15 protein-coding genes are annotated in these 20916 nt (G+C 44.8%); 3 read left to right on the plus strand and 12 right to left on the minus strand.

Annotation, left to right across the window (positions count from 1 at the left end; genetic code table 11):
- Window positions 1-79: 79 nt before the first annotated feature.
- Complete coding sequence (gene namA / locus DSM465_RS0107490; protein WP_008879742.1) at window positions 80-1102, plus strand: NADPH dehydrogenase NamA; 1023 nt, start codon at window positions 80-82, stop codon at window positions 1100-1102.
- On the opposite strand, the gene rnz is transcribed toward namA, so the two are convergent.
- The gene (gene rnz / locus DSM465_RS0107495; RefSeq protein WP_008879743.1) at window positions 1099-2019 is read right to left on the minus strand and encodes a ribonuclease Z; all 921 of its coding nucleotides are present in this window, start codon (window positions 2017-2019) and stop codon (window positions 1099-1101) included. The two genes, namA and rnz, sit on opposite strands and share 4 nt — an antisense overlap.
- Window positions 2020-2201: 182 nt before the next feature.
- Between rnz and zwf the strand changes: the two genes are divergently transcribed.
- Both zwf and DSM465_RS0107505 read left to right on the plus strand, forming a co-directional pair.
- Window positions 2202-3686: a glucose-6-phosphate dehydrogenase gene (zwf, locus tag DSM465_RS0107500; protein WP_078172641.1), complete on the plus strand. Its 1485-nt coding sequence runs from the start codon at window positions 2202-2204 to the stop codon at window positions 3684-3686.
- A gap of 117 nt (window positions 3687-3803) precedes the next feature.
- Window positions 3804-4421 (plus strand): cyclase family protein, encoded by a 618-nt coding sequence (locus DSM465_RS0107505; RefSeq protein WP_008879745.1) that lies wholly within the window; start codon window positions 3804-3806, stop codon window positions 4419-4421.
- A 259-nt stretch (window positions 4422-4680) separates the two neighbouring features.
- On the opposite strand, the gene DSM465_RS0107510 is transcribed toward DSM465_RS0107505, so the two are convergent.
- The 11 genes from DSM465_RS0107510 to proP form a co-directional block, all read right to left on the minus strand.
- Window positions 4681-6048 (minus strand): glycoside hydrolase family 1 protein, encoded by a 1368-nt coding sequence (locus DSM465_RS0107510; RefSeq protein WP_029761032.1) that lies wholly within the window; start codon window positions 6046-6048, stop codon window positions 4681-4683.
- A 217-nt stretch (window positions 6049-6265) separates the two neighbouring features.
- Window positions 6266-7705, minus strand: a complete 1440-nt coding sequence (locus DSM465_RS0107515) for an aldehyde dehydrogenase family protein (RefSeq protein ID WP_008879747.1) — start codon at window positions 7703-7705, stop codon at window positions 6266-6268.
- A 21-nt stretch (window positions 7706-7726) separates the two neighbouring features.
- Window positions 7727-8791 carry a homoserine dehydrogenase gene (locus DSM465_RS0107520; RefSeq protein ID WP_029761033.1) on the minus strand — a complete coding sequence of 355 codons (1065 nt, stop codon included), beginning with the start codon at window positions 8789-8791 and terminating at the stop codon, window positions 7727-7729.
- Between the two features lie 4 nt (window positions 8792-8795).
- Window positions 8796-10079 (minus strand): M20 metallopeptidase family protein, encoded by a 1284-nt coding sequence (locus DSM465_RS0107525; RefSeq protein WP_051358520.1) that lies wholly within the window; start codon window positions 10077-10079, stop codon window positions 8796-8798.
- 78 nt (window positions 10080-10157) lie between these two features.
- Window positions 10158-11354 carry a cystathionine gamma-synthase family protein gene (locus tag DSM465_RS0107530; RefSeq protein WP_152524566.1) on the minus strand — a complete coding sequence of 399 codons (1197 nt, stop codon included), beginning with the start codon at window positions 11352-11354 and terminating at the stop codon, window positions 10158-10160.
- 14 nt (window positions 11355-11368) lie between these two features.
- The gene (locus DSM465_RS0107535; RefSeq protein ID WP_029761037.1) at window positions 11369-12373 is read right to left on the minus strand and encodes a cyclodeaminase; all 1005 of its coding nucleotides are present in this window, start codon (window positions 12371-12373) and stop codon (window positions 11369-11371) included.
- 29 nt (window positions 12374-12402) lie between these two features.
- Window positions 12403-13587, minus strand: coding sequence for a M24 family metallopeptidase (locus tag DSM465_RS0107540; protein ID WP_029761038.1), 1185 nt, complete (start codon window positions 13585-13587; stop codon window positions 12403-12405).
- Between the two features lie 951 nt (window positions 13588-14538).
- Window positions 14539-16275 carry a PucR family transcriptional regulator gene (locus DSM465_RS0107545; protein ID WP_008879754.1) on the minus strand — a complete coding sequence of 579 codons (1737 nt, stop codon included), beginning with the start codon at window positions 16273-16275 and terminating at the stop codon, window positions 14539-14541.
- Window positions 16276-16343: 68 nt separating this feature from the next.
- Complete coding sequence (aspA, locus tag DSM465_RS0107550; protein ID WP_029761040.1) at window positions 16344-17780, minus strand: aspartate ammonia-lyase; 1437 nt, start codon at window positions 17778-17780, stop codon at window positions 16344-16346.
- A gap of 27 nt (window positions 17781-17807) precedes the next feature.
- On the minus strand, window positions 17808-18818 hold the full coding sequence (gene eutB / locus DSM465_RS0107555) for a hydroxyectoine utilization dehydratase EutB (RefSeq protein ID WP_035498292.1): 1011 nt from the start codon (window positions 18816-18818) through the stop codon (window positions 17808-17810).
- A 180-nt stretch (window positions 18819-18998) separates the two neighbouring features.
- Window positions 18999-20483, minus strand: a complete 1485-nt coding sequence (proP, locus tag DSM465_RS0107560) for a glycine betaine/L-proline transporter ProP (RefSeq protein WP_029761041.1) — start codon at window positions 20481-20483, stop codon at window positions 18999-19001.
- Between the last annotated feature and the right edge of the window lie 433 nt (window positions 20484-20916).

Consider the following 20916-nt stretch of genomic DNA (forward strand, 5'->3'; position numbering starts at 1 on the left):
TTTCATTTTGTTTTTTGACCGGCAGCATGCTATCATTCAGTCATGAACCGTTCATTCGCATAGAAAGGAGTGGATTGTCATGAACACGGTATTGTTTTCGCCATATACAACTCGCGGGCTAACGTTGAAAAACCGGATCGTTATGTCGCCGATGTGCATGTACTCGTGCGACACGAAAGACGGCACGGTACGCACATGGCATAAAATCCACTACCCGGCACGCGCGATCGGCCAAGTCGGCCTCATCATTGTCGAGGCGACCGGCGTTACGCCACAAGGCCGCATTTCTGAACACGACCTAGGCATCTGGGACGATGATCATATCCATGGGCTTCACGAACTCGTTGGACTCGTGAAAGAGCATGGAGCTGCTATCGGCATCCAACTCGCTCACGCCGGAAGAAAGTCGGAAGTGCCGGGAGAAATCATCGCCCCGTCCGCCATTCCGTTCAATGAATCATCGCCAACACCGAAAGAAATGACGAAAGCCGACATCGAAGAGACGGTGCAGGCGTTCCAAGACGGCGCGCGGCGGGCGAAAAAAGCCGGGTTTGACGTAATTGAAATCCACGCTGCCCACGGCTACCTTATTAACGAATTTCTATCGCCGCTGTCCAACCGGCGTCAAGACGAATACGGCGGCTCGCCGGAAAACCGGTACCGCTTTTTGGGCGAGGTGATCGACGCTGTCCGTGAAGTGTGGGACGGACCGCTGTTCGTCCGCATCTCGGCATCTGACTACCATCCGGACGGACTAACGGTGAAAGACTATGTCCCGTACGTCAAGCGGATGAAAGAACAAGGGGTCGACCTTGTCGACGTCAGCTCCGGCGCTGTTGTACCGGCGCGCATTGACGTCTATCCTGGCTACCAAGTGCCGTTTGCTGAATTCATCCGACGCGAAGCAGGCATTCCGACCGGCGCCGTCGGCCTGATCACTTCCGGCTGGCAGGCCGAAGAAGTGTTGCATAACGGCCGCGCCGACCTTGTCTTTTTAGGACGTGAACTGCTGCGCAACCCGTATTGGCCGTATGCTGCCGCTAAAGAACTTGGCGTAAAAATTGAAGCACCGGTGCAATACGAGCGCGGCTGGCGATTTTAACGCGGAATCGAAAATGAAGCAAAATCGGCGGCGAGCTCGGTGTTCGGAAACACGCGGCGCGCCTCCTCCAATAACTTGAGCGCCGCTTCACCTTGGTAGCGCGAGCTGATGTGAGTTAAAATGAGCCGCTTCGCTCCGGCTCGTTTCGCCACTTCGGCCGCGTCCGTAGTCGTTGAATGGAAATAATCGCGGGCAAGCCGCTGTTCCGCCGCGGCAAACGTCGCCTCGTGGATGACGACATCGGCCTCATGCGCCAGTTCGATTGCCGCTTCGCAAAAGCGGGTGTCACCTAAAACGGCAACGATCCTTCCTTTTTGCGGCGGGCCGACAAACTCGCGCCCGTCAAGCACGGTGCCGTCCTCAAGTACGACCGTTTTGCCTTGCTTAATTTGTTGGTAAATCGGGCCCGGGCGGACGCCGAGCGCCTTTAACCGGTCGACAAGAAGCGGCCCGGGCAAATCTTTTTCTGCGACGCGAAATCCGTATGACGGCATGCCGTGGTCGAGCCGCTTCGCGGTCACGGAAAACCGTTCATCGTCAAAGATGACACCTTCGTCGATCTCAGCGATGTTCAATTCATACCGAAGCCTTGTCCCGCTGACGGTGAGCGCGGTTTCGACAAACTGGCGGATGCCCTTTGGACCGAAGACGGTCAGCGGCGTCTCACCACTTTGAAACGAGCGGCTGCCGAGCAGGCCGGGCAATCCAAATAAATGATCACCGTGCAAATGAGTAATGAAAATATGCTCGATGCGGCGCGGGCGAATGGCGGTATGCAAAATTTGGTGCTGCGTCGCTTCGCCGCAGTCAAACAGCCATGTCGCCCCCCGTTCTTCGAGCAGCTGCAAAGCGATGGATGACACGTTGCGCTCTTTCGCCGGCACGCCGGCGCCGGTGCCTAAAAACAACAATTCCAAGCTCATTCACTCCTTGTCTCGGTCATCATTGCCTGTTGTTAGCGTACAATGTTGCCGAGCGCTTTTCAACTTTCTTTTACACAAAGAAGCGGTAAAATGTTTGCGTTCCAGCCGGCAAATCTCTACAATGATTTAGTTGAAGAGACAAAATTGGCTAAAGCGAGGTACATATGGTGGATAACATGAACCCGAAATCGATCATCGTCATTTTTGGGGCGACGGGAGATTTGGCAAAACGGAAATTGTTTCCGTCCCTTTACCGCCTGTATGAAAAAGGGCATTTGAACGAGCGATTTGCCGTCGTCGGCGTCGCGCGCCGCCCGCTGTCGGCCGATGAGTTCCGCCATTACGTGCGCGACTCAGTCGAAACAGCACTCAACCAAGAGCTTACTGACGGCAACTTCATCTCCCATTTTTATTATCACCCGTTTGATGTGACCGAAGCTGAGTCCTATCAGCGCTTAAAAGCGTTGCTTGAACAGCTCGATGAGACGTATCAAACGGAGGGCAACCGCATCTTTTATTTGGCGATGGCACCGGAATTTTTCGGCACGGTTACATCGCGCCTACAGTCGGAGCGGCTGACCGATACACGCGGCTTTAAACGGCTTGTCATTGAAAAGCCGTTCGGCCATGACTTAGTGAGCGCCCAAAAGCTGAATGAAGAAATCCGCCGTGTCTTTTCTGAACGGGAAATTTACCGGATCGACCATTACCTTGGCAAAGAAATGGTGCAAAATATCGAAGTGATTCGCTTCTCGAACGCCATTTTCGAGCCGCTTTGGAACAACCGCTTTATTTCGAACATTCAAATTACCTCAAGCGAAACGCTTGGCGTTGAGGACCGCGGCCGCTATTACGACCATTCCGGAGCGCTGCGCGACATGGTGCAAAACCATATGCTGCAAATGGTCGCCCTGTTGGCCATGGAGCCGCCGATTAAACTGACGACCGATGACATCCGCCATGAAAAAGTGAAAGTGTTGCGCGCATTGCGTCCGGTTGCGCATGACGAAGTCGACCAGTATTTCGTGCGCGGCCAATACGGGCGTGGGGTGATCCGCGGCCAAGCCGTACCAGCGTACCGCGAAGAGCCGAACGTCGATCCGAATTCAAACACGGAAACGTTTGTCGCTGGAAAACTGATGATCGACAACTTCCGCTGGGCCGGCGTACCATTTTACATCCGCACCGGCAAACGAATGGCGGAAAAATCGACGAAAATCGTCGTTCAATTTAAAGATGTACCGATGAACTTATACTACCGGACGAACGAGACGATCGCTCCGAATTTGCTCGTCATTCACATTCAGCCCGATGAAGGCATCACCCTTCATTTAAACGGCAAAAAAACCGGGGAATCGTCGACAATAACCGCCCCGTTTAAACTCGATTATTGCAACAACTGCATCGACGGCATCAACACACCGGAAGCATACGAAAAGCTGCTGTACGACTGCATGCGCGGCGATGCGACGAACTTCACCCATTGGGATGAAGTAGCAGCGTCATGGCAGTTTGTCGATCCGATTTCTGACGTTTGGGCGAACACAAAAGCCGACGACTTCCCGAACTATGAAGCAGGCTCGATGGGCCCGGCAGCAGCCGATGAACTGTTGCGAAAAGACGGTTTCCATTGGTGGCCGATTGAGCATCCGAAACCATAACAAGCAAGGCGGCGCCAACCATTGTTTTCTTTTTTGACTACCTAGCCCTTGACAATCGATCACTCACGGGGCCGAACCGGCCCTTTCTATCCTTGAATGAAAAGGAGCGGAAAAACGATGAACATGTACGATGTCACTGCCCCCATTTACGAAGGCATGCCGGTCTACAAAAACAAACCGGAAAAACAGCCGAAACGCACGACGGTTACGAACGGCTATGTGACGGAATCGCGCATTGACATGGACGTGCATACCGGCACGCACATTGACGCCCCTCTCCATATGGTCGAAGGCGGCGCCACATTTGAAACGATCCCGCTTGACCACCTCGTCGGCCCGTGCAAACTATTTGATTTGACACATGTCAACGATCGGATCACAAAAAACGACATCGCCCATCTTGACATTCAAGAAGGCGACTTCGTCTTGTTCAAAACGAAAAACTCGCTCGAGGATGCCTTTAACTTTGAGTTTATTTTCGTCGCTGAAGATGCCGCCCGCTATTTAGCGGACAAACAAATCCGCGGCGTCGGCATCGATGCGCTCGGCATCGAACGGGCGCAAGAAGGCCATCCGACCCATAAAACGCTCTTTTCGGCTGGCGTCATCGTCATCGAAGGGCTGCGGTTAAAAGACGTCCCAGAAGGCCCGTACTTCATGGTCGCCGCCCCGCTCAAACTCGTCGGCACAGATGCCGCCCCGGCGCGCGTTTTACTGTTTGACCGCGAACCGTAAAAAAAGCCGATCCCATTAAGGGATCGGCTTTTTACGATTCGTTCTCATATCGCTTTCGTTACATTCAACAGGCACTTTGAGATTGTAGCGAGAACAATATGGATTTGATTGATGCGTAGATCGCTGCTCATCAAGGCGAATCCAGCTGAGGATATTGTTGAGACAACCATTTTCCACGATGAGACATTCGCCACCGGCGTCCAAAGAACTGATAAAAAGGGGCGGGGTTTCCCCGCCTCTTCTGAAGCTTGTTTTTGTTTTACAATTCCTCCCCGTTCGTGCGAATGACGCGTTGGAACCAGTAAAAGCTTTTTTTCTTATAGCGCTTTAAATCACGCAAGTTTTGGTCATCGCGATTGACGAAAATGACGCCGTACCGTTTGCGCATCTCTCCTTGCGAGCTCAACAAATCGGTTGCCCCCCACATTAAATAGCCGATCACCTCGACTCCTTCTTCCATCGCCATCTTCATTTGCTCGATATGGCGGCGCAAGTAGTCGATTCGCTCGTCATCTTCAACCGTGCCGTTCTCATTCAGCTCCTCTTCCAACCCGATCCCGTTTTCGGTGATGAAAATCGGCATCTGGTAGCGAGCGTACACATCTTTCAACGCAAGGCGCAAGCCGATCGGATCGATCGACCATCCCCATTTCGTCTTCGGCAAGTGAGGGTTCGGCTCAAGCCCTCTGATGATTCGCTCGTCATATTCTTGATGGCGGACGATTTGGCTTTGGTAATAGCTGAACGACAAAAAGTCAACTGTCTGCGTGCGCAGCAGTTCCTCATCGTCCGCTTCGAGCGGCAAGCGAATCCCCTTTTTCTCGAGCCGGTTGGTCACATAGCGCGGATAGGCGCCACGGGCGAACATATCAAAAAAGAAATCGCTGAGCAGCTCTTTTGCCTGCACATTGGCCAAGGCATCTTCCGGCTGGCATGTAGCCGGATATGTCGTCAAATACGTCACCATCCCACCAATTTTTGCCTCTGGTGCGATCTCGCGCAGCGCCTTCACCGCCTTGGCGTGGGCGATAAAAACATGATGGCAGACGCGGTAGGCAAACGCTTCCGGGTCTTCATCATCTGGACAGATTGCCCCCCATAAATGCGGGTTTTCCAGCACTAGGTTTTGTTCATTGAACGTCAGCCAATAGTTCACTTTCCCGCGGTAACGCTCGAATACGGTGCGTGCGTACCGTTCAAACAAATCGACGACCTTCCGTGAGGCAAAGCCGTTATACTTTTTCGCCAACGCCAGCGGCAAATCAAAATGGTACAGCGTAATGACCGGTTCGATGCCGTTTGCTCTCAATTCGTCAAACACGGCGTCATAAAACGCCAAGCCCGCTTCATTCGGCTCCCCTTCCCCGTCCGGAAAAATGCGCGTCCAAGCAATGCTCGTTCGATAGGCGGTGAAGCCCAACTCTTTAAACAAGGCAATATCTTCTTTATAGCGATGGTAAAAGTCGACTGCCACTTTCCAATCGGAATGGCCTTCTGGAATTGGGCGCGCATCGACGATCGATAGCCCTTTTCCATCTTCATTCCATGCCCCTTCCGTTTGGAACGACGTCACTGCCCCGCCCCATAAAAAGTTGTCGGGGATGATCGATTGGCGTTGTGATGGCACTTAATCTCCCTCCTGCTATGTAAGTTTTCATGCTTGCTTCCCAACTCATAACCATTCGCCTGACCGCCCACCTACTATGATTTCATCTAAAAATTCTGTTATTTTTCTCCTAAACAGCGCTGTGGGTACTGATATACTATTAACAAAAATATATCCCATAGTTGATGACGCAGCAAGGCTTCATCACTATGGGAAGAAAAAAGAATGCATTCGCCTTTTAGTTGCACAATTTGAAGCAAACGACTTTTGGTTCCGTCATTTCTTGGATCGCAAATTTAATTCCTTCACGCCCTAGCCCCGATTTTTTGACTCCCCCAAATGGCATCGCGTCAATTCGGTAATCACTGCTATCATTAATCATGATACCACCGACATCCATTTTCTCAATCGCCTTATACGCTTTTTGCAAATTGTTTGTGAAAATGCCGGCTTGTAATCCATAGTTGACAGCATTGGATTTCTCTATGGCTGTATCCAGATCTTTCACCGGATAAAGAAGAACAATAGGGCCAAATACTTCCTCTTTTGCGATTCGACACTCCTCGGGGACGTTTGTTAATACCGTGGGCCAATAGAAAGCTCCGCTGCGTTTTCCGCCAGTTAGCAGTATGGCTCCGGCTTCAACGGCTTCATTGACTAGATGTTCAACACGAATCGCCTCTTTTTCTGTGATCAGCGGTCCCATGTCCGTGAGTTCTGACTGTTTATCCCCAACACAATACTGATTGGTACGTTCCACAAATTTCTTTTGGAACGCATCCATAATACTCTCTTGAACATAGACACGCTGAACACCGATGCAATTTTGCCCAGCCGCCCAAAAAGCCCCTGAAACCGTCGATTCTACAGCCTCATCTAAATCAGCGTCCTCTAATACAATCACTGGAGAGTTCGAGCCGAGCTCCATGCTGATTTTTTTCAACCCGGCTTTCCGGATAATTTCCTCACCTGCTTCAACCCCGCCTGTAAACGAAATCATTCGAATATCAGGATGCGTAACGAGAACATCGCCAATCTCGCTTCCGTAACCAGTGACAACAGACAATATTTTAGGCGGAAGACCGGCTTCATCAAATGCTTCTGCAAGCAAAAGCGCGCTTAACGGAGTCAATGTTGATGGTTTTACAATAATGGCATTCCCAGCAGCGATTGCTGGTCCTACCTTATGAGCAACAAGATTTAACGGATCGTTAAACGGGGTAATAGCCCCTACAATCCCTATAGGAAAGCGGTAATAATACCCAACTCGATTTTCGCTGCCTTCCATCTGATCGAAAGGGATGGTTTCTCCATTAATTCTTCTTGCTTCCTCCGCACTAATACGAAGGGTTTGAATGCATCTTTTTACTTCTTTTCTTGCTTCACGGATCGTCTTACTTCCTTCACGAGCGATCGTTCTCGCGAATTTCTCATCATTTGCTTCAATATAATCAGCTGCTTTATGAATGATTTCCATACGTTTATAAACAGGCATCGAAGCAGCAACCCGTGCCCCTTCTTTTGCCTCCTCAATGCATTGAATCATATCTTCTACAGAAGCAGCGGGGACAGTATCAATCAGACTATTATCTTGAGGATCGCGCACCTCTATAATCCGATCTCTTTTTACCCACTTTCCTGCCAAATACATTTTTCGACCAATCACTTGAGTTGTCATTAACATACCACCTTTCCCCAATTAAATTTTCACTAACTTTTGCTGATGAGCGGCGCGTTGGATATTGATGAGATCGATAAGAAGCGAAAAACCCGTTTCCATTTTTCCTGCTCCCGCGCCTACTAATGTGACTGGGCCGAGAAGATCACATTCGTACGTAACGGCATTCGTGGCACCGCTAATTGATGCGAGGGGATCTGTTAAATCCACTTTTTCCGGAGCGACAGAGGCGATTACTTTATCCTGCTCTTTACGAACTTTCGCTATCAGTTTCCATCTTTTTCCTTGCTGTTTTGCTTCCTCAATATCGTCTAAGGTAATATCTGTAATTCCTTTGCATATGACTTCCTCTGCTGACAAAGGGACATTCATCACATAATTAGCTAGAATAACAATTTTAAATTTTGCATCATACCCTTCGACGTCACTAGTAGGGTCAGCTTCAGCGTAACCAAGCCTTTGCGCTTCTCTTAACGCTTCTTCATATGTCCATCCTTCTTCTTCCATTTTGGTAAGGATATAATTGGTAGTTCCATTTAAAATTCCTTTGATCTCTGTAATATCATTGCCTGCCAGAGATGTAATCGGCATTCTTAACGCTGGGGTTCCGCTCATTACCGTTCCCTCAAATCCCCAGTACACTCCATACTTCTTAGCCATTTGCGACAATTCTTTATACGCTAATGCGACCGGTCCTTTGTTTGTCATAATGACATTTTTCCCGCTTTCAAAAGCAGCCTTGCAATGATCGATGGCGGGCTGTCCTGTTTTCACATCGGTATAGGAAACTTCCACAATCGTATCAGCGTTCGTTTCACGAATGGTTTTAAAGCTGTCCCACCCTTTTATAATCCCTGGCACATCAGGATAGTTCTCAATATTCCCTGTTTCCTTTAGCACTTTCAAGACTGTCTCAAGATGTAAACCATCTGGATGATAAATCGATCCTTTCATTAAATCCGAAATGGCTACAACAACCGCTTCAAAGCCTTCTTCTTTTTGTAATTTTTCTTGTTTATTTAATAAAATTTCCACTAACCCTTGACCGACAACGCCAAATCCAATGAGTGCTAGTTTATGAACCATATGATTATACCTCCAACATCTCATTTGCTGACAAGGAAACTTTACCATTCAAAAAATGAACAACTGTTTGTGCTAAAATCGCTGTACCGATTGGCAAACACGCTTCGTCAATATCGAAAATGGGGGTGTGTAACTCTCTTTTCACTCCATCTTGAATGGCACATCCTAAAAAGAATAACGAAGAAGGAATTTTTTGACTCACATAACCAAAGTCTTCTCCACCCAGCCCGAATGGCTTTTTAACAATTTGAAAGTCAGGGTATATCTCTGAAACGGTTTTTGTAATCCAGCGATTGACGACAGAATGATTATTCAAAGCGGGCTCTCCGCGCTCAACATGCAGTGAATAACTCCCACCCAAATTTTCCACTATAGAAAACGCTTTCTTTAGTTCCAACTCCAATAAATCACGCACCTCAGGAGTATAGCTCCGCATCGTACCTTCGATAAATACTTCAGTCGGGATAATATTGCTAGCGGATCCAGCTTGTATTCTACCTATACTGATCACAGCGGCGTCCAATGAAGAGACTTTGCGTGAAGTGATTCCATACAAAGCTTGCATCACTGGCCCAAGCATCCAAATCGGATCTGTTCCAAGCTCAGGGTAAGCTCCATGGCCGCCTGTACCATAAATTTTCCCTCGAAACACATCCACATTTGCCATACTGTAGCCATCATTGATTTGAACAGCTCCGACCGGAAGCCATGGGCACATATGCAAGGCGATGGCGGCATCTACATGGTCATATACGCCTGCCCGAATCATATATGGTGATCCTGACAATCCATATTCATCAGTGCTTTCTTCCGCAGGTTGAAAAACAAACTTTACAGTTCCCTTTAATTCTCCGCTTTGAAAAAGAGGCGCCAGTATAGTCGCTACTCCTAATAGAATTGCTGTATGGGCATCATGACCGCAGGCATGCATCACACCGTCATTTTTCGAACGATATGCTTTTTCATTTTCTTCCTGAATCGGTAATGCATCCATATCAGCCCGTACAGCAATAGTCGGACCGTCACCAGATGTCAACACCCCAACAACCCCCGTGTCGACGCCGACCCCTGTTTGGACATCTATCCCTCCTATGTCCCGTAACGTCTGAGCGACAAATTTAGCAGTCTGAAATTCTTGAAAACTGAGCTCAGGATATTGGTGAAGCGTACGCCGCCATTCAACTAATTGGTTCGATATCCAATTGGCCCGCTCGCGAATCGGTTTATCGTTGACTCTCAAAATCCCCGCCTCCTTTCCATATGCATGCTCATTGAAAACTTTTCCCATCCATCACGGATGGGAAAAGTTCGTCATTCAGTTGTTCCATCATCTTTTTTTGTTATACTCCCCTGATAAGCACTGCAGTTAAATTTTCAAAAGGCTTTCAGCATGTTGAAATGCTTGCTCAAAATCGGCAATAATGTCTTCAATATCTTCAATGCCGCAAGAAACCCGAACGAGGCCTTCAGGAATTCCCATAGCCGCCCGCTCTTCCGGAGTACACTCGACATGACTTGTTGTACGTGCCGGACCAACGATTGTTTCTACAGCACCTAAGTTCGCGGCTCGGTTAGCAAATTGAAGTTTTGGCAGAAATTCTCTTACTGTATCAATTCCGCCTTTCACCGCAAAACTGAGCATTCCTCCGAAGTTTCGCATTTGCTTTTTGGCAATGTCATGATGTTTATGCGTTTCAAGACCAGGATAATAAACAGTTTCTACAATATCTTTCGTTTGCAAATATTTTGCAAGAGCCATCGCATTTTCGCATTGCCGCTGCACACGAAGATGGAGAGTTTTCATACCGCGCAAAATGAGATATGCAGCCATCGGATCCATTGTCGCTCCATTAATCTCACGATAGTGATAAATCTTATCAATCAGATCTTTCGGCCCGCATACAACGCCACCTAATGCATCTGCGTGGCCCCCTAAAAACTTTGTTGCACTATGGATGACTAAGTCCGCACCTAATGAAAGAGGATTTTGGTTGATTGGCGTGGCGAATGTATTGTCAATAATGACCAATGCTCCAACTTCATGGCCGGCTTTTGCCATACGTTCAATATCTGTAATCTTTACAGTTGGGTTCGTAGGTGTTTCTAAATATAAGATTTTGCATCCTTTTGCAATTTCTTCTTCAATCTGTTCGTGGTTGCCTGTCTCGCAAAGAACTACATCAATTTGTTGGCGTGGAAGAAACTCGGTAAAGATTTTATTTGTGCCGCCATACGTGTCCTTAATAGAGACAATACGGTCACCTGGAACAAGAAACGTTGCTAAGGTGTTGCTAATTGCAGCCATCCCTGTTGAAAAGCTAGTAGCGGCTTCAGCTCCTTCAAGAATTTTCACTTTGTCTTCAAATGCTTGAACCGTCGGATTCGTATTGCGTCCGTAAATATGCCCTTTTTTCTTCCCGATCGCTACATCATACCATTCATCAATATCGTCGTATCCATAAGAAACACTGAGAACTACCGGAACTTGCGTCGCTCCATGAACTAAATACTCTTTTTCTCCTGCCCAGACTGCGTTTGTTCCTACTTTAATATCATTGAACATATGCTTTCCCTCCATTATTGTTTTAATAAGGCTACTTGATTCTCAACCTTCAATCCCAAATTCCGTTTTTTCATTTCATGGTAAGCAAATAAAGCGATGGCGGTATCTTGCACCCCTGTCCCTGTCAAGTCACAAACCGTAATTTGCTCGTCATTCTCCCGTCCAATGCATTGACCCGACGTGAGCTGGCCAAGTTCAACAATAGGAGAGTGAATCGTAAGTACCCCTTGATCCAGCGCGTGATGGAGTTCACCTAACCGGGCACATTGCTCTTTTGTATCACATACCAGCTTATCAGCCCGGACCAATACCTCGGCTTCTAATTCCTGCTTATGCTCAGCATCAGATCCCATAGCCGTAATATGGAGCCCAGGATGAAGCCATTCTGCCTTGACAATGGGTTCCTTCGAAGGAGTGGTCGTGATCACCGTATCACTATTTCTGACAACCGTTTCTGCGCTGTCAGCTACTACAACATCAATGCCAAGCTCCTCAGACATATCTTTGGCATATCGTTTGGCGCGCTCAATTGAGCGAGAATATACAAGCACCTTTTTGAAATTGCGCACCAATTTTAATGCCCGTACTTGAAACCTTGCCTGCCCTCCGGCTCCAATTACGCCAACTGTTTCAATGTGATCTCTAGATAGGTATTTCGCGGCAATCGCTCCGGCTGCCGCTGTACGAACATCTGTTAAATAGCCATTATCTAGGAGCAGTGCCTGCGGAACTCCTGTTTTTGTGCTAATTAACATCATCAGCCCGTTCCCGCTCGGGAGCCCGAGTTTGTAGTTATTAAAAAATCCTGAGGAGACTTTAATAGCGAACATCTCTTTGCCTTTGATGTAAGCAGTTTTGACGTCAACTTCCCCATTTTCATCATGAATATCCACACGCATAATAGGGGGCATCACTACTTCATTCCCGGCTAACTTAGTAAACGCTTCTTCGATAATAGATATAGCCTCCAAATTTAATTGAACATATTGCTTAAGTTCTGATTCTGTAAAAATGATCATTCGTTCGATTCACCTCGCTAAATTCCAAATTAACCGATTAATATATCATCCTTGATAAATAATTTCCTTGGAATTGATGCAAATGTTTCACAGCCGTTTTCCGTTACCCGGATGGCTTCACTGACCTCAAATCCGTAGTCATCAAGCCAAACTCCTGGAATCAGATGGAACGTCATATTTGGCTGCAAAATGGTTTTATCCCCTTTACGGATGCTTGCTGTATGTTCACCCCAATCTGGCGGATAATTCAATCCAACGGAATAGCCAAGACGTGAATCTTTGACAATCCCGCTCTTCTCAATGGTTTTTCTCCACGTTTCCTCGATTTCCTCACACGTAATACCAGGTTTAATCATGTGAAGGCAAGCATTGATTCCTTCTAGTACGACGTCAGAAAGCATTTTTACTTGATCAGAAGGTTTGCCAATATTGACTGTTCTAGCAAGCGGCGAGTGGTAACGTTTATAACATCCTGCCAATTCTATAATGACGGTGTCGCCTTTTTTGTAACGTTCATCTGTCCATGTTAAGTGAGGGGTGGACGTTTTCTCCCCTGAAGGGAGCAATGGGACAATGGCTGGATAGTCACCGCCAAACTCTTCCGTTCCCGTAATTTGTGTGTGGAAAATTTTCGCAGCCACATCACATTCCCGAACGCCTTCGGCGATTAATTCGATTCCCGCCATCATGGCTTTCTCAGCAATTTTAGCAGCCCGCTTCATATACTCAATTTCTGTATCCGATTTCACAATGCGAACCCAATTGACTAAAAGTGTTGCATCTTTAAACGAAGCGTTAGGCAACCCTTGCTTTAAGCGTTCATAACATTTAGCCGTGAAGTAATAATTATCCATTTCTACGCCGATGGAACGTTTATCTTGTCCAATTTGTCTTAGAATATCGGCTACAAAGTCCATAGGATGTTTTGTTTCAGACTGTACATAATCATCTGGATAAGGAATAATATTTTCGTGATAAATCCAAGTTGTTATTTTTGCAGCATTCGCATCTTGTCCTCGCCCAATCCAAATCGGTTGTTCCTCTTCATCGATAATGACAAGCATTTGATGTACATAAAACGACCATCCATCATAGCCAGATAAGTAATTCATATTGGCCGGATCGGTAACAAGTAAAACTTCGATCCCCTTTTTATCCATTTCTTCTTTTGTTTTCCTTATTCTCTCTTTATACTCAGCTATGCTAAATGACATCCGAATGCTTCCTCTCCTTCCTGTTTTATCATTTGTTAGAATTTTAAAAACAATCAATTGTTAAGCTTATTATAGTAAAACAGGGAAATATTTATCATCTGCAAAAGTGTATGAACTTTCAAAAAGAGTCCTAGTCAAATTATTAGAAAAAGCTCGGAGTCTCTGTACTACATCATCCGGAGAGCAAGCGCTGCCTCCTTCTCGAATATACAAATGGCTGCTTACACCTTCAGCTCAAGCGTTTTGCGGCTATTTTAGGCGCATGAAAAGCTAAAATGATTTTGCTGTCTGAATCTTAGATAAAACGCTACATTTCACGCGCATACAATTTGTCCAATCTAACGATAAAAATAGTTATACAAGTTTAACAATATAGGAATGAACATACAATGAGTTATACACATAAACAAAGAAGGAACAACCGTGGCGTATCTGCAGCTTGCTCATAACAAATGGAATCCGAAGGACAAACATCCATCTATTCGTTTAGAGGCGAAGACGAGGTTGATCGCACCGGCTTGAAGCGTCTGACGAAAAGCATTTCGTGATTTCTTTCTCCTTTGGGAATGAAACTCTTCGTATCAACAAGGAAGCGGGGCGTGATGCGGGAAAAGATGAGGGCAAAGCTCTCATCCGAACCTTCGATGACACTTTGTCTGCCGAGGATGTCGCCTACATATAAGCAACTGGGTAATATCAAGCACGTCTTCCGGTCGTTGAACGCCCCAATCGTCGCTATTCCTTGCGGCTCTTGAGCTGAAGCCGCCTCTGAAGATGGCGGGCATCCATGATTGCGCCTACATACACACTCGAAGTATGTTTAAATGCCTCTCATCCCTTTTGTGTCAAGGGTTGAGAGGCATTTTGTTTGCCTAGTGACTGTCGAGCTCGGGGCACAAATCAATGATGTTGACAAAAAACTTTATAATCAAGTATAGGCACCTACATCTTTTATGGATTTACACTGCTAAACTCCTCTTCATCATTGCCTTCATTCATTCCATAAAGACCCATTTTCCAAATTTTAATGCTCAAATCTAATAAAAACAAATCATCCGAATCAACAAGAGAAAGCCCTGTCAACGATTCGATTTTTCTTAACCTGTACAATAAGGACTGCCGATGCAAGTTCAGCAATCGGGCTGTTTGGCTAACATTACCGTGACACTGATTATAAGTGACAAACGTACCGATCAAATCCATATTTCGTTGATGATCATATTCGATCAATGGTCCGATTGTGGACATAATGATCTCTTTCATTTCGTCATTTTGAGCGATATTTAATAAAACTCGATCCATACGGGTGCTTTCGTACGTCGTACGGTGCCCGGGTCCCTTTTTATTTCTGCCAATATATAAAGCCATTTTCGCGTTTTCGTAACTTTTCTTAAACCCCTCTAACCCTTCCTGATGGCTTCCAATCCCCCATGATATGACAACATCAGGAACTAAATTTCTCAAGCGTCGCTCTACGAGGTCTAAGAAATTGAAAGGGGTTTCATTTTTCGTTTCTTTGGAAGCTTCAAAAAAAAGAATGAGTTGCTCTTCCTGGTGCGTCATCATGACTTGCCTGTTTAAAGATTGGGCAGCATAAAAAATTTCTTCTTCAATATAACGAAACATATTGTCTAACCAATGCTCAAACGAGTCATACTCATGTTTCCTCTTCTGAAAAAGGGTCGTGAAGTTTTCAGGAACCCCGACGATACAGAGATATGGGATTTTTATGTTATACCCCAATAACTTTGCCTTGGAATTGGCTTGATCCCAAGAGGTTAGCTCCCCTTGAGCCAGTTCTTGTACAAAATCGCCACGGAGACGCGTTTTGGTTTCTTCAATCGCATTTTTGCGTGAGAGCCAAAGACTAATCGTTGTTGCAGCATGTTCTAGTACGTTGATCCGATATTGTGTTAAAAACGACTCGATCGATAGGTGAGAAGGTAATACAACAAATAAATAACCTTTCGGATCACTTGATATTTCTAATACAGGAAGTTGTATGATATATCGACCTTCTATTTCCGTAATTCTGAATTTGTGGAACATAGGATCCTGGGTTAAATGCGAGTCGGTTTTTTGTATAGGAATAATTCCCTCATCAACATACTTTTTCCATCTGTCGATAAAAGTCGGGTCTAAATTGATTTGTGACTGAATCATTCCTGTGCGATCAGTCATTAATATAGAAGAACCGATATGATTGTAGACAAACTGAAGAATTCTATTAAGATCCGTATCCTTTAAAATCAATTTTAACAATTCCTGCTGTATCCTCTCGGATTTTCTTCGTTCCTTATATTGGATATCATTTAATGCTCTTACAACTTCTTGGGTAATATCAGAAAAGCGAACTTCCCATGGAATTTCGATGATAATAAACTTATTCCGTTCTGCCATCTCAATAACTTCTTTTGGAATCTCAAATATAAATCTCCCAAGAGCAATCATCAGTGCAGATGCACCTGATTGAATGATATCTTTGACAAACTGTCCAAACAATTCAGGGTCATGGCCGCATCCAACAGCCGTGCTCAATACGACTTCATTTTTTCGCACAAAATTCTCCACAGGCATTTCAATGACAGAAATCCATTGAACGCTTTTCTCTTCGAGTAACTGTTTTCCCGTTCTAACCCTGGCGTTTTTCATCACCTCAAATTTAAGCACATCCCCTACTGTTAGCATGCTATCCTCCTTTTGACTGTTCAAGCCTAGGTATCAAATATATAATACCACATTACAAATAGAAAAAATTAGGGCTTGTCAAAAGAAATAACACTGGGGATGCCTAGACTCGTCATTTTATAAGGATCTAAAATATGATCCAATTCTTTTTCCGTTAACAAACCGTATTGCAAACATAGTTTACGGATGGATTCCCCTTCTAAGATCGCCTGTTGAGCAATACGTGCGGCCGTTTCATATCCGATATATGGGCTAACAGCTGTAACCACACTGACACTTTTTTCTACATAATGTCTCAAACGTTCCTCGTTGGCTTCAATACCCTTTAAACAATAATTTGTAAACACATGAAACGCATTCGTCATTATCGTAATCGATTGAAGCAGATTAAAGACGAGCACAGGTTCCATTACATTTAGTTCCAGTTGACCTGCCTCAGAAGCAAGACAAATCGTATGGTCATTGCCTATCACTTGGAAAGCGACTTGGTTAATCACCTCGGCCATAACAGGATTAACTTTACCTGGCATAATAGACGAGCCAGGCTGACGGGGCGGCAATGTAATTTCTCCCAAACCGGCTCTAGGTCCTGACGCCATTAAACGCAAGTCATTGGCTATTTTAGACATATTGATCATACACACTTTTAGAGCGGACGATACTTCTGTATATGCATCCGTATTTTGTGTTGCATCCACCAAATGTTCAGCTCTAACTAATGGCAACCCGCTAATTTCTGATAAATATTTGACAACACCCTCAATATATCGGGGATCAGCATTTAACCCCGTCCCGACTGCGGTGGCTCCCATATTGATTTCATATAAATATTGACGGGAGCGATCGATGCGTTGGATATCACGCTCTAACACGCAGCTATATGCTTCAAACTCTTGCCCTAAACGAATGGGTACAGCATCTTGAAGATGGGTGCGGCCTATTTTAATGACATGGTCAAATTGCCGGGCTTTTTCCTTCATCACTGCATGCATATATCGCATCGTATGGAGCAGTTTGTCTAGTAAGTTTAGTAAGGCAATATGAACCGCTGTTGGGAAAACATCGTTGGTTGACTGAGACATATTCACATGATTATTTGGACTTAAATAACCATATTCTCCTTTTTCATATCCAAGCAATTCGAGAGCACGATTGGCGATGACTTCATTTGCATTCATATTTATCGATGTACCCGCTCCGCCTTGTATAGGATCAACGATAAAGTGCTCATGCCATTTTCCTGCAATGATTTCATCTGCAGCTTTAACGATGGCCTCGCCTATTTCAGCTTTTAATCGTTTTGTGTCCATATTGGCTAAGGCAGCTGCTTTCTTCACCATCGCCAAAGCTTTAATCAATTCCTTGTGAATTCGATATCCGGTAATAGGAAAGTTCTCTAGGGCTCTTAATGTTTGTATCCCATAATAAGCATCTATCGGAACTTCTTTATCCCCTAGGAAATCCCTTTCAATCCGAACCTTACTATTGGTATTAGCGGTTACCATCGAGTCCCACCTCTTATTGTTAGTGGTTTAATGAGACAAATCGTTGTAACGCTGAATCAATTGGAAAAGCACAGAAAGATCTACATTATGTCCACTGATCACGATCACAATCGCACCATCATGACGAGGAAGCTTATTTTCTAAAACGGCCGCAACACCTGTGGCCGCTGCTCCTTCTATAATCATATGGTGTTTATCCATCATAAAAGCCATGCTATAGGCAATCTCCTCTTCCGATATCAGTAAAATATCATCTGTATATTGACCGACCATTTGAAGAGTGTACTGATTATCCATGCCAATGCCACCAAGCAAACTATCAGCAAGCGTATCTCTTTCTTCTATTTTTACAGCTTTTCGTGCCTTCAAACTCTCATACATAACTGGTGCGTGTTCAGCAGAAACACCGATGACCCGAATATTAGGATCGATTGATTTTAAAGCTAAACCGATTCCTGACAAAAGCCCTCCCCCGGAAAGAGGAACGATGACGTCTGTTACATGTGGAACGTCCTCGACGATTTCTAATCCAATAGTTCCTTGACCTGCAATAATATGTGGATCGTCAAATGGGGGGATAATCGTTAATCCTTTCTTTTCGGCCAAATGATAACAATATTCTTCCGCATCATCTTGGCTATGGCCGTATATTTCAATTTGGGCGTTCAATCTTCTTAATGATTCCAACTTCGCCTCCGGAACGCGGTTCGAAATACAAACAACCGCGTTAATGCCAAGGGATTTCGCTACATAAGCAACCGCCATGCCATGATTCCCGGTGGAAAACGTCGCAACCCCTTTTTTCTTTTCATCCTCACTCAAACTTAATATTTTGTTGGCAGCCCCCCTAACTTTGAAGGCCCCAATATCATGTACATTTTCAAGTTTTAAATAGACAGGGCGTCCGGCCTTTTCTGATAAAACAAACGACTGTATTAACGGAGTTTTATTTACAATTGAAACAATTCTTTTCCGCGCTTCCCATATATCTCTGATCGATAGTTCTTCTCTTATCGTTTGTAAATCTCCCAAGATCATCACTCCTTGATTATTCATACTTTACCAAGGATTATATAGTATGAATTTTCTGTACTCAATTATCAAAATTGAATAGTAAAAAAATATTTTTTCATACAACTTTAATAACCTTGTACGAATAATACCCGTGGTACTAGTTGAATCATGTCTGATTAGTACCACGGGCATAGCGATGTATATTTACGTATTTACGTATGTTTTTGGTTTATAATTATCCTCCATCTGTTCGCCTGTCAACTCTTCTTTCCACCAAAGAGCTTTATCCGGATTTTTTAATATTTCCCCGATCTCACTTGGATCTTCGACAGCCGGAGCAGATCCACGCAGCGACTTTCCAGCTGTTTCTTTTACAAACAAGGAAACAATAACCAAACCAACTAAACAAACACCCATTAAGTAATAAGCTGGAATCATATCGTTCTGCGTCTTGCTAATTAACCAAGCGAGAATGAGTGGTGTAGTCCCCCCAAATAACGATGTGGATACATTATAGGCGATAGCCAGTGATCCATAACGAACCTTTGTAAAAAACAAGGAAGGGAGCAGCGCCGGAAGCGCACCTTGAAAAGCAGTCAGCAAAATACTGATCAGGAACAAGCCTAAAAAAACGGTATAATTATTTCCGCTCTTAATTAACGTAAAGGCAGGTATACTAAGGACAATGCCTCCAATTAACGCTCCGATGACAATACGGTTACGGCCAACTCGATCACTCAAATAACCCATAAGTAGGATGAAAGGGATCATCATAAACATAGAAACTAAAGTTAAAACTAATCCTCTCATTTCACCATAGCCAAGTTCTTGCATCATATACGATGGCATATAAGTCAATACCATATAGTCGACTACATTGTAAAACACAACAATTCCGATACATACTAAGAGCGGCTTCCAATGGTAAATGACAATTTCTTTAAGTGAAGCACGCTGTTTTTCTTCTTCCGTCGCATTGATGATAGCCTGAAAAGCAGGTGTTTCTTCAAGTCGAGAGCGTAAGTATAGACCAATGAGTCCTAGAGGACCAGCGATTAAAAATGGAAGTCTCCATCCCCATTCAATCATTTTTTCAGGACCAAGAAGGAAGGTTAACAATGTCACTAATCCAGCACCAGCAGAAAAACCGACAAGTGTACCAACTTCTAGGCCGCTCGCCATAAAACTGCGCTTTTTGTCAGGGGTTGATTCGGCGATGAATGTCATAGCTCCTGCATATTCTCCCCCGGTGGAAAATCCTTGGACCAGCCGAGCAACAAGCAATAAAATAGGAGCGGTGATGCCTATAGAGGAGTAACTTGGAATTAAACCGATACTGAAGGTTGCAGCCGCCATCATGATCAATGTAATTGATAAAACGCTTTTACGACCAATTCGGTCCCCTAACATTCCAAAAAACATACCGCCAATCGGGCGAACAATAAATGCGACTGCAAAAGTAGCGAATGAATAAATGATTTGCAAAGAAGGGTCTGTTTCAGGGAAGAATACTTTTCCTAGGGTCACTGCTAAGTAAGAATAGAGGCCAAAATCAAACCATTCCATTGCATTTCCTAAAGATGTAGCAACTACCGCCTTTTTGGCAAGCTTAGTGTCAACAATGGTAATATCTTCTTTTTTCAATATCCTGTTGGACCTGTCTACACTATTCCTTGTCCTATTCTTCATAACAACTCTCCTTTACCATGACAGTTTCTATGTCAGCTTTCTGATAGGAGCAATGGCTCCTGAACATAAAACGTTTTGCTGAAAGGAAAATTCCTTGGATGAACGAATGACGACTTTGGTATCGCTTTCACCTTCTTTTACTAGAATTAAACCAACCAAACTTTTTATATTTAAAATTTTAAAAAAAATCAGCATAAAAAACATCCGCAAATTTGTATGAATATTTCTATGTTCATTGCACAATTTGCCATATAGTTGAGAGACTGGATATGTAAATCCTTTAAGAAATCAAAAAAAGCCAACCTTCAAGAACCGTTCATTACCTTTCTATCTTATCAAATTTCTATATTCGATCAGCCCCAATAAAGAAAAACAACCGATTCATCTCCCACTCTCCTTCGTTTCACGGCGGGAGACTTCTCGGCGAAGATGA

Origin of the sequence: Geobacillus thermodenitrificans subsp. thermodenitrificans DSM 465 (assembly GCF_000496575.1) — a bacterium.
GTDB lineage: Bacteria > Bacillota > Bacilli > Bacillales > Anoxybacillaceae > Geobacillus > Geobacillus thermodenitrificans.